The organism is Microbacterium sp. PI-SA-G, from assembly GCF_057215335.1.
The window spans coordinates 2,865,441-2,879,392 of record NZ_CM170103.1 but is presented as its reverse complement, the minus strand read 5'-3'; the positions used below and the strand labels follow the sequence as shown (position 1 = coordinate 2,879,392).

Below are 13,952 nucleotides of genomic sequence, written 5' to 3'. Positions count from 1 at the left end.
TCTCGAACGCCAGGAGCCGCGATGTCTCAGATCACCGGAAAAAGCAGCGTCGACGTCGACTCCGTCATCCTCACCCGACGCCCGGGCCGGTGGATCGACGGCTGGAACCCCGAGGATCCGACCTTCTGGGCGGACGAGGGCCGCTCGATCGCCCGCCGCAACCTGCGCTGGTCGATCTTCGCCGAGTTCCTCGGCTTCATCATCTGGCAGCTGTGGAGCATCGTCGTCGTTCTCCTGCCGGACGCGGGGTTCACCCTCAGCACGACCGAGTCCTTCTGGTTGATCTCGCTGCCCAGCCTGGTCGGTGCCACACTCCGCTTCCCCTACACGTTCCTGGTCGCCCGCTTCGGCGGCCGCAATTGGACCATCGTCTCGGCACTCCTGCTGCTGATCCCGGCGATCCTGCTCGGCGTCGTCGTGCAGGATCCGGAGACGCCCTTCAGCACCCTGCTGATCGTCGCGGCGCTGGCCGGTTTCGGCGGCGGCAACTTCGCCAGCTCCATGGCGAACATCACGTACTTCTTCCCGCAGAAGGAGAAGGGTTGGGCGCTCGGACTCAACGCCGCCGGCGGCAACCTCGGCACCTCGGTCGCGCAGCTCGCGGTGCCGATCGTCGTCTCGCTCACCGCCGCGTTCACCTTCAACCTCTCGTTCGCGGGCTGGATGTGGGTGCCGCTGATCCTGCTCGCCGTGTGGGGCGCGTGGCGCCACATGGACAACCTGTCGTCGGCGAAGGCCGACTTCGCCGGGGCGGCTGCGGCACTGCGCGAACCGCACCTGTGGGTGCTGTCGCTGCTCTACATCGGCACGTTCGGCTCCTTCATCGGCTTCGCCAGCGTCTTCCCGAAGCTGATCGCCGACAGCTTCCCCGAGTTCTCGACGTTCCAGGTCGGCGGCGCCTCGCTGTCTCTCGCATTCCTCGGGGCGCTCGTCGGTTCGCTCGCCCGCCCCTACGGCGGCCGGCTGGCCGACCGGTTCGGCGGTGCTCGAATGACGATCGCGGCGTTCTCGCTGATGATCGTCGGTGCGCTCTCGCTGCTCCTCACCCTCGAGACGAGCAGCTTCCCGCTCTTCCTCGGATGCTTCCTGCTGCTGTTCGTCGCCGCCGGTGTCGGCAACGGATCGACGTACCGGATGATCCCGAACGTCTTCGCCGCCCGCGGTGCGGCCACCGCCGGTGACGCCCTCGCCGTGAGCACCCAGCGCAAGGGCGCCGCAGCACTCGGCCTGATCTCGGCGATCGGCGCCTACGGCGGCTTCGTGATCCCCCAGGTGCTGGCCGCGGCCAAGAGCGGATCGGGCTCGTACGCGCCGGCGTTCGCTGGGTTCGTCGGCGCCTACGTGGTGCTGCTGGTCCTGACGGCCCTCGTCTACGCGGTGCCCCGCGCGTCGCTCGCCGGACACCGCATCTGATGACCGAGCGCATCGTCGTCATCGGCGCCGGGCCCGTCGGCATCCGGCTCGCCGAGGAACTGCTGCCGCTCATCGCGGCGGGGCTGGCGACCGTGACGGTGCTCGGCGCCGAGACGATCGATCCGTACAACCGGGTCCTGATCGCCGAGTACGCGGCAGGCGAGGTCGCAGCCGATGCGCTCACGCTCGTCACCGCGGCGGATCTGCCCGGCGTCGAGCTGCGGCTCGGAGCCCGGGTGCAGCGCATCGACCGCGACGCGCAGAGCGTGGTGCTCGCCGATGACACGACCGTCGAGTACGACCGGCTCGTGCTCGCGACCGGCGCGCGTCCGATCATCCCCACGCTCGACGGACTGCATGTGCACGCGCCCGACGGCGCCGGGCTCGACGCCGGACTCACGGCGGGCGTCCGCGTGCTGCGCGACGTCGCCGACGCCGACCACGTGCGCGAGGTCGTCGCGCGCGGCGGCCGGGTCGTGGTGCTGGGCGCCGGCGTGCTGGGCATCGAACTCGCGATGCTGCTCGCCGATGCCGGCGCCGTCCCCGCGGTCGCGCACTTCGGCCCGATCCCCATGCCGCGCCAGCTCGACCGGGGGTCGGCCTCCATCCTCTCGGGCGCCCTGGCGCAGGCCGGCATCGCGCTCGTGCCCCACACCCGCGCCGAGGCGGTGATCGCGCCGGAGGACGGCGACGGCATCCGGCGTTTCCGCGCTCTGGTGAGCTCCGACGGCAAGCGCATCGAGGGCGATCTGCTCGTGCTCTCGTGCGGGGTGCGCGCGCGCACCGAGCTGGCCGAGGAGGCCGGTCTGCGCGTCGGCAACGGCGTGCTCGTCGACAGCGCCCTGCGCTCGTGGTCCGACCCGCGCATCCACGCCATCGGGGACTGCGCGCACGTCGCCGACCCCGAGCGGCATCGGCACGACCGGCACGTGCCCGGCGGGCCGCACGGGCTCGTCGGCCCCGGATGGCGCCAGGCCAGCTGGCTCGCCGCGTCGCTCAGCGCGGAGATCGGGGCCCACCTCGATGCATCCCACCCCGACGCGTTCGCCGAGGAGCCGCCCGGGATCGTGATCCTCAAGGGCGAGCTGGTCGACATCGCCTCGGCCGGCGACGTCTCTGCCGACCCGTTCGCCCCGGTGCCGGCGGGCGAGGACGCACCGGGCATCGCGGTGTGGGCAGACCCCGAGCACGGCACCTACGTGAAGATGGCCACGCGCGACGGCATCCTCACCGGATTCGTCTCGGTCGGGATGCCGCGCACCGCCGCCGAGCTGAGCGTGCTGTATCTGCGCGGCGGCGAGCTGCCCGCCGACCGCTCGCAGCTGCTGCGTCTCGACGACGCCGATGCGGTCACCACCGCGGCGACGGGACGCGATGCCACGGTCTGCATCTGCAACGCGGTCACCGCGGGGCAGATCGAGGACGCCATCGACGGGGGCTCCTCGACGGTGACCGAAGTCGGGGCATGCACGCGAGCCGGCACCGGCTGCGGCGGATGCCGCGCCCGCATCTCGGAACTGCTGCTCTCGCATGCGGGGGCGACGGCATGACGGACACGCACTGCCCGTACTGCGCCCTGCAGTGCGCGATGACGCTGACCCCGACCGTCGGCGGGGCCCTGCCGGTGACCGTCGCCGGACGCGAGTTCCCCACCAACCGTGGAGGCCTGTGCAAGAAGGGCTGGACCTCGGCCGAGCTGCTCGCCGACAGCGGGCGCCTGACCACGCCGCTCGTGCGCGGCGACGACGGCGACCTGCATCCGGCGGAGTGGGACACCACGCTCGACCTGATCGCCGCGCGACTCGCCGCGATCGCGGCGGAGGACGGCGCCGACGCGATCGGGGTGTTCGGCGGCGGCGGTCTCACGAACGAGAAGGCCTACCAGCTGGGCAAGTTCGCCCGCATCGCGCTGCGCACCTCACGCATCGACTACAACGGCCGCTTCTGCATGTCGTCGGCCGCGGCGGCCGCGAACCGCGCGTTCGGCCTCGACCGCGGCCTGCCGTTCCCGCTGACCGACCTCGACACCGCCGAGACGATCCTGCTGCTGGGCTCGAACGTGGGCGACACGATGCCGCCGTTCGTGTCGCACCTGCAGGGAGCCAGGGCGCGCGGCGGTCTGATCGTCGTGGATCCTCGGCGCAGCTCGACCGCGCGGCTGTGCGCCGACGGGGCGGGGCTGCACCTGCAGCCGGTGCCCGGGAGCGACCTGGTGCTGCTGCTGGCACTGATCCACGTGGTCCTCGCCGAGGAGCTGCACGACGCCGGCTACGTCGCACAGCGCACCTCCGGTCTCGACGCACTGCGCCGCTCGGTGTCGTCGTGGTGGCCCGAGCGCGCCGAGACCGAGACCGGGGTGCCCGCGGGCACGATCCGGGAGCTGGCGCGAATGCTCGCGCGATCCGACTCGACGTACATCCTGACCGGACGCGGCGTCGAGCAGCACGCCGACGGCACCGACACCGCCACCGCGGCGATCAACCTCGCACTGCTGCTGGGACTCCCCGGCACCCCCGGCTGCGGCTACGGCACGCTCACCGGCCAGGGCAACGGACAGGGCGGCCGCGAGCACGGGCAGAAGGCCGATCAGCTGCCCGGCTACCGCTCGATCACCGACCCCGCCGCGCGTGCGGCGGTCGCGGCGGTCTGGGGTGTGGACCCCGATGTCATCCCCGGACCGGGCGTGCCCGCCGTGGAGCTGCTGCAGAGCGCAGGGCTGGCGGGTGGCGTCCGCGCCCTGCTCGTGCACGGCTCGAACGTGGTGGTGTCGGCGCCGAACGTGTCGACCACGCGCGAGGCGCTGAGACGTCTCGACCTGCTCGTCGTCTCGGACTTCTTCCTCTCGGAGACCGCCCGCATGGCCGACATCGTGCTGCCGGTGCTGCAGTGGGCCGAGGAGGAGGGCACGATGACCAACCTCGAGGGCCGGGTGCTGCGGCGCCGTCGCGCCCTCGACGGTCCCGCCGGAGCACGCAGCGAACTGTGGATCATGGCCGAGCTGGCCCGGCGCCTCGATGCGCCCGGCACCTGGAGCCTCGACCCCGCCGTGGTGTTCGACGAGCTCGCGCGGGCATCGGCCGGAGGTCGCGCCGACTACTCCGGGCTCAGTCACGCCCTGCTCGACCTGGGCGTGGAGGCATACTGGCCGTTCCCCGTCGGCACCCTCGGCACGCCGCGCCTGTTCGCCGACCGCTTCGCCCACCCCGACGGACGGGCCAAGCTCGTGTCCGTGCGGGTGGGGGCGCACGAGACCGCGACCGCCGATCAGCTGGCCCTCGTCACCGGACGCCTGCTCGAGCAGTATCAGAGCGGCACGCAGACGCGTCGGGTCGCCGAGCTGACCGAGCGTCGGCCGGCACTGGTCGCGCAGCTGCACCCCGCGACCGCCCGGCGGCACGGCATCGTCGAGGGCGATGGCATTCGGCTCTCGAACGCGCGCGGAGCCGTGCAGGCACGCGCCGAGCTGACCGTGGACATTCGCCCCGACACCGTCTTCCTGCCGTTCCACTACCCCGATGCCGCCAGCGCGAACCTGCTCACCAGCGACCGGATCGACCCGCACTCGGCGATGCCGGAGTTCAAGCGCGCCGTGGTGACGGTGAGCGCGGTCTGAATTCGCGCCAGGCACCCGCCCGAGACGGGACGGGAGGCGGGGGCTAGTCGGTCGGTTCGCCCGAGAGGATGCCGCGCAGCCAGTCGCGCGCCTCGACGAAGATGTCGTCGGCGTAGCGCTCGGGGTAGTGCACGATCTGACGGTCGGCGCGCGGGTAGGAGCCCAGGAACACCACGCGCGGACTGAACCGGCGGATGCCGAGCAGGGCATCGGCCATGCGCTCGTGCTCGATGTGCCCGTCGGCGTCGATCACGAAGCGGTAGCGGCCGAGGGCGTCGCCGATCGGCCGCGACTCGATCAGTGACAGGTTGATGCCGCGGGTCGAGAACTGCTCGAGCATCTCGAGCAGCGACCCCGGGTGGTCGTGGGGCAGCTCGACGATCAGCGAGGTCTTGTCGGCGCCGGTGGGCGCGGGGGGCGCGGTCGTGCGGGTGACGAGCACGAAGCGGGTGACGGCCTGAGCGTTGTCGCCGATGTCGGTGGCGAGCACCTCGACGTCGTAGTGGTTCACGATGCCTGGGGCCGCGATGGCCGCCTGCGCCGGGAGCGTGCCGTCGAGCACGCCGATCGCCGAGGCCACGTTGCTCGCGGCGGGGATGTGCGAGTGCGAGGCGACGTTCGCGCCGAGCCAGCCGTGGCACTGCGCATACGCCACGGGGTGCGCCGCGATGACCTCGACCTGGTCGAGCGTGGTGCCGCGCGGAGCGACCAGCACGAAGTTCACGCGCACGAGGTATTCGCCGATGATGCGCAGTCCCGGCAGAGTCGCCAGGGCGTCCTGCGTGGTGGAGACGCCGCCCTCGATGGAGTTCTCGATCGCGATCATCGCCGCGTCGCTGCGCCCCTCGAGCACGTCGGCCAGCGCTTCGCCGACGTTGTGCACGGAGCGCCACTCCTGCCCGCGAGCCTCGGCGACCTGTTCGAGTGCCGCCTCCGTGAAGGTGCCGGCAGGGCCGAGGTAGCTGTAGGTGCGGCGTTCAGTCACGCGTTTCACCTTAGCCCTCTGTGCGCAAGGCCCGATCGAAGTTTCGCCTGGAGCGCGATCGGGGGCAGACTGTGTGCATGACGAGCCGAGCCGGCCTCCCCGCGGAGGACACTGACCTCATCGATGTCGACGAGTTGATCGCCGCCTACTACGACCGCATCCCGCGTCCTGATGTCGCCGCCGAGCGGGTCGCCTTCGGCACCAGCGGCCACCGCGGCTCGTCGCTCTCGGGCAGCTTCAACGAGAACCACATCCTCGCCACCACGCAGGCGATCGTCGACTACCGCGCAGCGCAGGGCATCACGGGTCCGCTGTTCCTCGGCCGCGACACGCACGCCCTGTCGCTGCCCGCCGAGCGCAGCGCGATCGAGGTGCTGCTGGCCAACGGTGTCGACGTGCGCGTCGACGCCCGCGACTCGTACGTGCCGACGCCGGCGCTGAGCCACGCGATCCTCACGTACAACCGCGCCATCCGCCCCGCTCAGGTCCCAGGCGGAGACAACACCGACCTCGCCGACGGCATCGTCGTGACCCCCTCGCACAACCCGCCGCGCGACGGCGGCTTCAAGTACAACCCCCCGCACGGCGGACCGGCCGACACGGATGCCACGGGCTGGATCGCCGACCGCGCGAACGAGCTGATCGCGAACGGCCTCGACGGCGTGAAGCGCGAGCGGTTCGCCGACGTGGACTGGGACGCGATCACGGGCTACGACTTCCGCGACGCGTACGTGCGCGACCTGGCATCCATCATCGACATCGACGCGATCCGCAGCGCGGGTGTGCGCATCGGCGCCGACCCGCTGGGCGGGGCGTCGGTGGAGTACTGGGCGCTCATCAAGGACGTCTACGACCTGGAGCTGACGGTCGTGAACCCCGAGGTCGACCCGACGTGGCGGTTCATGACGCTCGACTGGGACGAGAAGATCCGGATGGATCCGTCCTCCCCCTCGGCGATGGCCTCGCTGGTCGCGAAGAAGGGCGACTACGACGTGCTCACCGGCAACGACGCCGACGCCGACCGGCACGGCATCGTCACCCCCGACGCCGGGCTGATGAACCCGAACCACTACCTCGCGGTCGCCATCGACTACCTGTTCTCGCACCGCACCGAGTGGCCGCGCGATGCGGCGATCGGCAAGACCCTGGTGTCGTCGATGATCATCGACCGCGTCGCGGAGTCGCTCGGACGTCGGCTGCTCGAGGTGCCCGTCGGGTTCAAGTGGTTCGTGCCGGGTCTGCTCGACGGCTCGGTCGCCTTCGGAGGCGAGGAGTCGGCGGGAGCGTCGTTCCTGCGCAAGGACGGCACCGTCTGGTCGACCGACAAAGACGGCATCCTGCTCTGCCTGCTCGCCGCCGAGATCATCGCGGTGACGGGCAAGACCCCGTCGGAGCGCTACGCCGAGCTCGAGGCCGCGTTCGGCTCCTCGGCCTACCAGCGGGTGGATGCTCCGGCGACCCCCGAGCAGAAGGCCACGCTCGGCAAGCTCACGCCCGAGTCAGTGTCGGCGACGACGCTGGCCGGCGAGGACATCACCGCCAAGCTCTCGCACGCACCGGGCAACGGCTCGGCGATCGGCGGGCTGAAGGTGCAGACCGAGCATGCGTGGTTCGCCGCGCGACCCTCGGGCACCGAAGACGTCTACAAGCTGTATGCCGAGAGCCTGCGCGGACCGGAGCACCTCGCCGAGGTGCAGGCCGAGGCCCGCGCGGTGGTGTCGGCGGCACTCGGCGGCTGACCCGCCGGCTCCCTTTCGGGGGTGGGCTCAGTGCCCGCGGGCGAGCGCGGCACCGGCCGCGCGCAGCCAGCGCGCCGGGTCGGTGAGCGCGGCGTGCGATGAGCCGGCGAGATCGGTGAGCGAGGCGGATGCGGCGAACAGCGCCGTGTCGGCATCGTCGGCGATGCGCCCCGCCGCGAGCATCGGTCGTGACCCGGCAGCCGTCGCGAGGGCGGCGAGGAACGACGGCACCTTGCCGTCGTCGGACTGCCCGTCGTACGAGCCCTCGCCCGTGATGACCACGTCGGCGTCGGCGACTGCCTCGGGGAGTCCGATGAGCTCTGCGACCTCGGCCGCGCCCGGGGCGAGCACGCCGCCCCAGCGCACGAGCGCCGCGCCCGTGCCGCCCGCCGCGCCGCTGCCGGCGAGCGCGGCATCGAGTCCGAGCAGCGCTGCCAGGCGCGCGAGGCCGTCGTCGACCAGGGCGATGTCGTCGGCGGCGCGCAGCCCCTTCTGCGGGCCGAACACCGCCGCCGCTCCGCGCGGGCCCACCAGGGGATTCGTCACGTCGGTGAGCACCCGCACGTCGGGGGCCGCGCGCAGCCCGCTGAGGTCGACCGAGACGATGTCGGCCAGACCCCGCGCGCCCCGCGCGACCGGCACGTCGTCGGCATCGAGGAACCGTGCGCCCAGCGCCGAGAGCACGCCGGTGCCGCCGTCGGTCGAGGCGCTCGAGCCGATGCCGAGAACGAGCCGCGAGACGCCGTGATCGAGGGCTGCGGCGATGGCCTGACCGAAGCCCGAGGTGTCGGCATCCCACGGGCGAAGCTCATCGAGCAGTTCGATGCCCGACGTCGAGCCGAGGTCCACCACCGCAGTGCCGTGCGCCGCGTCGGCCGTGGCCGGCAGCAGCAGCCAGGAGGTGTGCACGAGAGCATCTGCGGGCCCGGTGACCGCCACCGGCATCCGTCGCGCGCCGGGGATCGCCGCCTCGAAGGCCGCGACCGTGCCCTCGCCGCCGTCCGCCATCGGGCGGTGCACGAACTCGGCGGTCGGCTCGACCGTGGCCCAGCCGTCTGCCAGCGCGGTCGCGGCATCGGCGGCCGTGATCGTGCCCTTGAAGCTGTCGGGTGCGAGGACGACCCGCGTCACGCGACTGTCTCGGGCGTGGTCTGCGGAGTGCTCTCTCGCACGATGACCTCGAGCGGCAGCGGCGGCTGCTGCCAGTCCGCGTCGATCGTGGCACGGAAGGCCTGATAGCCGACTTCACTGAGCGGCACGCGCACCGTGGTCAGCGCGGGCGTCACGTCGATGCTCGAGGGCACGTCGTCGAAACCGCACACCGCGATGTCACCTCCGATGATGCGCCCGGCGTCGCGGATCGCCGACATGGCGCCGATGGCCACCACGTCGCTGATGCCGAAGACCAGCGTGCCCGCGGCGACCCCGTCGGTCAGTGCCGCGGCCATCACGGCCGATCCCGACTCGCGCCGGAAGTCGCCGCGCAGCACGCGGTCGACCGTGCCGCCGAGCGCCTCGAAGCCCTCGCGGAATCCGACGAGACGCTCATCCGAGGTGCGCACACCCTCGGCCGCGCCGATCAGCACCGCCGAGCGGTAACCCAGCTCCGCCATCCGGCGACCGAGCGCCTCGGCGCCGCCGCGGTTGTCGATCTCGACGCGTCGATCGCCGGCGCCGTCCGGTCCGAACGCGACCGTGCGCCCGCCGCGGAGCGCGTACTCGGCGAGCTCGCGGGCGGTCTCGGCCTCGGTCGGCCCGCCGGTGCGGGAGGCGGCGAGGATGAGTCCCTGGGGTCGCTGTCCGCGCAGCGCCCGCACGATCCGCGCCTCACGGGCGGGGTCGCGCTCGGTGATCGCGATCGTCACGACCAGGCCCTGCTCGTCGGCACCGCGGGCCACGCCCGACGCGATCATGCCGAAATACGGGTCGGCGATGTCGGCCACCAGCAGCGCGATGACCGGTGACGTGCCGCGGGCCGTCGCCTGCGCCGACACGTTGGCAGTGTAGCCCAGCTCACTCGCGGCGGCTTCGACGCGATCGCGGAACGACTCGGCGACCTTGCGCTCGGAACCGTTGAGCACCCGGGAGGCCGTGGCGAGCGAGACCCCGGCCGCGCGCGCCACGTCGTGCAGGGTGGGAGCGGCTCCCTTGGCCGCACGCGCCTGACGCGTCGGAGGGGAGCCCACGCCGGGCGACGTCGAGGCGTTCATGCCCCAGAGCCTACTGGCACCATGCGGTTCACTCCGTCAGCCCGAGGTAGGAGCGCAGCGACGCGGCCTCCGAGGCCAGCAGCGCCGGGTCGTCGGCGGGCACGAACTCGAGCAGCGCATCGCGGGGCGGGGTCGGTGCCGACAGCGCCTCGGCGAAGAACCGCGTCCACAGCGCATCGCGCGCGCGCAGCGGCAGTCGCTCGTGTGCCGGCCACCACGAGAAGACGTGGGCGGCGCTGGTGTGCGCGGCGATCGCGCGGTACTCGTCGACCACGGCGTCGACCGAGGCGCCGACGGTCGGCTGCCAGTACGTCGAGAGGGCGGGGTGGTCGACCTCGCCCAGCAGGCGGAGGGTGGCCGGCGCGGTGTCGGCGAGCGTGCCGGAGTGGAACTCGAGCGCCAGGCGGATGCCGCGCGCCGCGGCTTCGGACGCCGCCTGCTGCAGCCGCGTGACGGTCTCGGCCCGTACCCGGTCGGTCGCCTCGTCTGACCCGACGGGCCCGGCCCAGATGCGCACCCGATCGGTGCCGAGGGCCTCGGCGCTGTCGAGGATCGGCGTGAGCGACTCGTCGACGCCGCAGCGGAAGTACGAGCCGTACGAGCAGACCGCGAGCCCGGCGTCGGTCGTCATCGACGCCACCGCCTGCGCACGGGTGAGGTCGCCCGGATGCACGTGCTCGTCGGCACCCCACTCGATCACCTCGAGCCGTGCGTCGGCCGCCAGAGCGACGATGCGCTCGGGTGTGAGGGTGCGGAAGGTGACCGAGCAGAGCCCCGGTCGGATCGTGGTCATGCGTTCATCCTCTCAGCGCAGATGCGGCGAGACGGCGGCACTGAACGCCTCGGCGGTGCGGCGGACGACGTTCTCTGGAGCATCCGCCCAGATGTCGGCGTGGAACAGCTCCACCTCGATGTCGCGGTCGTAGCCGGTCGCGATCACCGCGCGGGTCAGCGAGCCGAAGTCGATCACGCCCTCGCCCGGGTAGTGGCGCGACAGCAGCACGTCCGCCGCGAGCGGTGTCTTCCAGTCGCACACCTGGTACGTCGCGATGCGACCCTCACGGCCCGCGCGGGCGATCTGGTCGAGCACCTGCGGATCCCACCAGATGTGGAACGTGTCGACCGCCGCGCCCACGACATCCGCGTCGAAGTCCGCTGCGATGTCGAGCGCCTGCCCGAGTGTCGAGACGACCGCCCGGTCGGAGGCGTACATCGGATGCAGCGGCTCGATCGCCAGCGTCACCCCGGCCGCCTTCGCGTCGGAAGCCAGGTCACCGATCGCGTCGCGCACGCGCTCACGCGCGCCGATCAGATCGCGGGAGCCCTCGGGGAGACCGCCCGCGACCAGCACCAGCACCGCGGTCGACCCGTCGGCGCCCGCGGCGGCGAGGGTCGCGGTCTCCTCGATCGCTCGGCGGTTGTCGTCGAGCGCCGCGTCGCGCTCCAGCCCGGTCGGCAGGGTGAAGAAGCCGCCGCGACAGTGCGTCGAGAAACGCAGACCGGAGTCCGACAGCATCCGCGCCGCGACGTCGAGGCCGACCGCGTTCACCGGTTCGCGCCATAGGCCGATCGCCTGGATGCCGGCGTCTGCGGTGACGCGGAGCGCGGTGGCGAGGTCGGCGTGCTTGATCGTGGCCTGATTGATCGACAGGCGGGGATCGGGGGAGGTCATGCGTCGATTCCGTTCAGTCGGAGCATCCCGTGCCAGCGCTCGCGCGCGAGCTCCGGATCCTCGAGGGCGAGGGACGCGTTCGCGAGTTCGACGATGCGACTCAGGTGCGGCAGGCTGCGTGCGGAGTGCAGGCCGCCCACCATCTGGAACGCCGGCTGGTGCCCGTTGAGCCACGCCAGGAACGCCACCCCGGTCTTGTAGTAGAACGTCGGCGCCGCGAACACCTGACGGCTGAGCTCCTCGGTCGGGCCGAGGATGCGGCGGTACTCGTCGGGGTCTCCGGCATCCAGCGCCTGGATCGCGGCGGATGCCACCGGCGTGATCGCCGCGAACGCGCCGAGCAGCGCGTCGGAGTATCCGCGCGCGGCTGCGGTCCCGTTCTCGCTCTCGCGACCACTCCCGGCGATCAGGCTCACGTAGTTGAAGTCGTCGCCGGTGAACATCCGCACGCCCTCGGGGAGTCGCTCGCGCACTGAGATCTCGGACTCCGCGTTCAGCAGGCTCATCTTCACACCCGCGACCTTGCCGGGGTTCTCGCCGATCACCTCGAGAAGGACCTCGGATGCCGTCTGCCAGTCCTCTGCGCCGAAGTAGCCGGCGAGCGCGGGATCGAAGGCAGTGCCGAGCCAGTGCAGCACGACCGGAACACTCGCCGACTGCAGCACCGCGCGGTACACGCGGCGGTAGTCGTCGGCATTCGTCGCGACGCGGGCCAGGTGGCGCGAGGCCATCAGCACGGGTCCGGCGCCCTGCTCCTCGGTGAAGTGCAGCTGCTCGGTGTACGCGTCGATCACGCGCTCGAGCGAGATGTGCGTCTCGTCGATGTGGTCGGTGTTGACGCCGACCACGACCGAGCCGCCCTCTTCGCGGGCGACCTCGGCGCTGCGCGAGATGAGCTCGCGGGTGGCCGCGGCATCCAGTCCCATGTTGCGCTGAGCGGTGTCCATGGCGTCGGCGACGCCGAGCCCCCAGGAGTACACGTTGCGGCGGAAGGCGAGCGTCGAATCCCAGTCGATGTCGGCGGGCTGACCCGGGGTGTTGTCGGCGTGGACCTTCGGCACCACGTGCGCGGCGGCATAGGCCACGCGGCTCTGCAGGGCGGATGCCGGGCGCGTGAACGAGCCGCCCTCGTTCAGTGCGGCATCGGTCACCGCCCCGCTCGGGTCGAGGAGTCGCAGAGTGCTCACGGCCTCAGTCCAGGGTCAGAGCCGACAGCGCGATCTTGCGCCCCTCGGCCGTGGAGGTCAGCCCGGCCTCGGCGAACTGCACGCCGCGTGCGCCCGAGAGCAGGTCGAACGGGTAGTCGGTGCCCTCGACGTAGGAGGTGAGGTACTCCTCCCACTGCTGGCGGAAGCCGTTGAGGAACACGTCGTTGGTCGGCACGTCCTGCCAGTCGGCGTCGTAGTCGTGGGAGTCCTCGAGGTCGGGGTTCCAGACGGGCTTGGGCGTGGCGTTGCGGGGCTGGATCTTGGCGCCGAAGAGTCCGACGACCGCGGATCCGTGGGTGCCGTCGACCTGGAACTCGACGAGCTCGTCACGGTTGACGCGCACGGTCCAGCTGGAGTTGATCTCGGCGATGATGCCGCCCTCGATCTCGAAGATGCCGTACGCGGCGTCTTCGGCGGTGGCGGTGTAGTGCTGACCGTTCTCGTCCCAGCGGTCGGCGATGTGCACGGCAGCCTGCGCGTAGACGCTCTTGACCTCGCCGAAGAGGTTCTCGAGCACGTAGTTCCAGTGCGGGAACATGTCGACGATGATGCCGCCGCCGTCCTCGGTGCGGTAGTTCCAGCTGGGGCGCTGCGCGGGCTGCCAGTCGCCCTCGAAGACCCAGTAGCCGAACTCGCCGCGCACCGAGAGGATGCGTCCGAAGAAGCCGGAGTCGATCAGGCGCTTGAGCTTCTGCAGACCGGGCAGGTAGAGCTTGTCGTGCACGACGCCGGTCTTGACCCCGGCGGTGCGGGCGAGACGTGCCAGCTCCAGTGCCTCGTCGAGCGACTCGGCGGTCGGCTTCTCGGTGTAGATCGCCTTGCCGGCGGCGATGGCCTTGCGGATCGCGGAGGCGCGGGCCTTGGTCACCAGGAAGTCGGCGTAGATCTCCCAGCGGGGATCCGCCAGCGCGGCGTCGAGGTCGGTGGTGTAATCCTCTATGCCGTGCAGGGCGGCGAGCTCGGCGAGCTTGTGCTCGCTGCGTCCGACGAGGATCGGCTTGACGGTGATGCGGGTGCCGTCGGGGAGTTCGATGCCGCCCTGGTCGCGGATCGCGAGGATCGAGCGCACCAGGTGCTGACGGTAGCCCATGCGCCCCGAGACGCCGTTCATG

Annotated in this window: 11 protein-coding genes; 4 read left to right on the top strand and 7 right to left on the bottom strand. The window is 71.8% G+C overall.

What is annotated here, in order from left to right:
* Positions 1-21: 21 nt before the first annotated feature.
* Genes AC2D10_RS14115 through AC2D10_RS14105 form a run of 3 tightly spaced genes read left to right on the top strand, consistent with a single transcriptional unit; the run spans position 22 to position 5,026 of the window.
* Complete coding sequence (locus AC2D10_RS14115; RefSeq protein WP_484708579.1) at positions 22-1,413, top strand: MFS transporter; 1,392 nt, start codon at positions 22-24, stop codon at positions 1,411-1,413.
* Positions 1,413-2,963 (top strand): FAD-dependent oxidoreductase, encoded by a 1,551-nt coding sequence (locus AC2D10_RS14110; protein ID WP_484708578.1) that lies wholly within the window; start codon positions 1,413-1,415, stop codon positions 2,961-2,963. The genes AC2D10_RS14115 and AC2D10_RS14110 overlap by 1 nt, the downstream gene beginning before the upstream one ends.
* The gene (locus AC2D10_RS14105) at positions 2,960-5,026 is read left to right on the top strand and encodes a molybdopterin oxidoreductase family protein (RefSeq protein ID WP_484708577.1); all 2,067 of its coding nucleotides are present in this window, start codon (positions 2,960-2,962) and stop codon (positions 5,024-5,026) included. Before AC2D10_RS14110 ends, AC2D10_RS14105 begins: the two co-directional genes overlap by 4 nt.
* Positions 5,027-5,069: 43 nt before the next feature.
* Here AC2D10_RS14105 and pheA read toward each other — a convergent pair whose 3' ends face one another.
* Positions 5,070-6,020, bottom strand: a complete 951-nt coding sequence (gene pheA / locus AC2D10_RS14100) for a prephenate dehydratase (RefSeq protein ID WP_484708576.1) — start codon at positions 6,018-6,020, stop codon at positions 5,070-5,072.
* 68 nt (positions 6,021-6,088) lie between these two features.
* Between pheA and pgm the strand changes: the two genes are divergently transcribed.
* A complete protein-coding gene (gene pgm, locus AC2D10_RS14095) occupies positions 6,089-7,750 on the top strand; it encodes a phosphoglucomutase (alpha-D-glucose-1,6-bisphosphate-dependent) (RefSeq protein ID WP_484708575.1) in 1,662 nt (553 codons plus the stop codon).
* A 27-nt stretch (positions 7,751-7,777) separates the two neighbouring features.
* On the opposite strand, the gene AC2D10_RS14090 is transcribed toward pgm, so the two are convergent.
* From AC2D10_RS14090 to AC2D10_RS14065, 6 genes are read right to left on the bottom strand one after another with little or no spacing between them, the layout of a single operon-like run.
* Positions 7,778-8,881 carry a glycerate kinase gene (locus tag AC2D10_RS14090; RefSeq protein WP_484708573.1) on the bottom strand — a complete coding sequence of 368 codons (1,104 nt, stop codon included), beginning with the start codon at positions 8,879-8,881 and terminating at the stop codon, positions 7,778-7,780.
* On the bottom strand, positions 8,878-9,960 hold the full coding sequence (locus AC2D10_RS14085; RefSeq protein ID WP_484708572.1) for a LacI family DNA-binding transcriptional regulator: 1,083 nt from the start codon (positions 9,958-9,960) through the stop codon (positions 8,878-8,880). Before AC2D10_RS14085 ends, AC2D10_RS14090 begins: the two co-directional genes overlap by 4 nt.
* Positions 9,961-9,988: 28 nt before the next feature.
* A complete protein-coding gene (locus tag AC2D10_RS14080; protein WP_484708571.1) occupies positions 9,989-10,753 on the bottom strand; it encodes a sugar phosphate isomerase/epimerase family protein in 765 nt (254 codons plus the stop codon).
* Between the two features lie 12 nt (positions 10,754-10,765).
* A complete protein-coding gene (locus AC2D10_RS14075) occupies positions 10,766-11,632 on the bottom strand; it encodes a sugar phosphate isomerase/epimerase family protein (protein WP_484708569.1) in 867 nt (288 codons plus the stop codon).
* Positions 11,629-12,819: a dihydrodipicolinate synthase family protein gene (locus tag AC2D10_RS14070; RefSeq protein WP_484708568.1), complete on the bottom strand. Its 1,191-nt coding sequence runs from the start codon at positions 12,817-12,819 to the stop codon at positions 11,629-11,631. Before AC2D10_RS14070 ends, AC2D10_RS14075 begins: the two co-directional genes overlap by 4 nt.
* Positions 12,820-12,823: 4 nt before the next feature.
* Positions 12,824-13,951, bottom strand: a complete 1,128-nt coding sequence (locus tag AC2D10_RS14065; protein WP_484711854.1) for a Gfo/Idh/MocA family protein — start codon at positions 13,949-13,951, stop codon at positions 12,824-12,826.
* Position 13,952: the final 1 nt, after the last annotated feature.

Bases quoted from the DNA above. Each gene is read 5' to 3' on its own strand.
- AC2D10_RS14115 (WP_484708579.1), top strand. From the start codon at position 22: ATGTCTCAGATCACCGGAAAAAGCAGCGTCGACGTCGACTCCGTCATC.
- AC2D10_RS14110 (WP_484708578.1), top strand. From the start codon at position 1,413: ATGACCGAGCGCATCGTCGTCATCGGCGCCGGGCCCGTCGGCATCCGG.
- AC2D10_RS14105 (WP_484708577.1), top strand. From the start codon at position 2,960: ATGACGGACACGCACTGCCCGTACTGCGCCCTGCAGTGCGCGATGACG.
- pgm (WP_484708575.1), top strand. From the start codon at position 6,089: ATGACGAGCCGAGCCGGCCTCCCCGCGGAGGACACTGACCTCATCGAT.
- AC2D10_RS14085 (WP_484708572.1), bottom strand. From the start codon at position 9,960: ATGAACGCCTCGACGTCGCCCGGCGTGGGCTCCCCTCCGACGCGTCAG.
- AC2D10_RS14080 (WP_484708571.1), bottom strand. From the start codon at position 10,753: ATGACCACGATCCGACCGGGGCTCTGCTCGGTCACCTTCCGCACCCTC.
- AC2D10_RS14075 (WP_484708569.1), bottom strand. From the start codon at position 11,632: ATGACCTCCCCCGATCCCCGCCTGTCGATCAATCAGGCCACGATCAAG.
- AC2D10_RS14065 (WP_484711854.1), bottom strand. From the start codon at position 13,951: ATGAACGGCGTCTCGGGGCGCATGGGCTACCGTCAGCACCTGGTGCGC.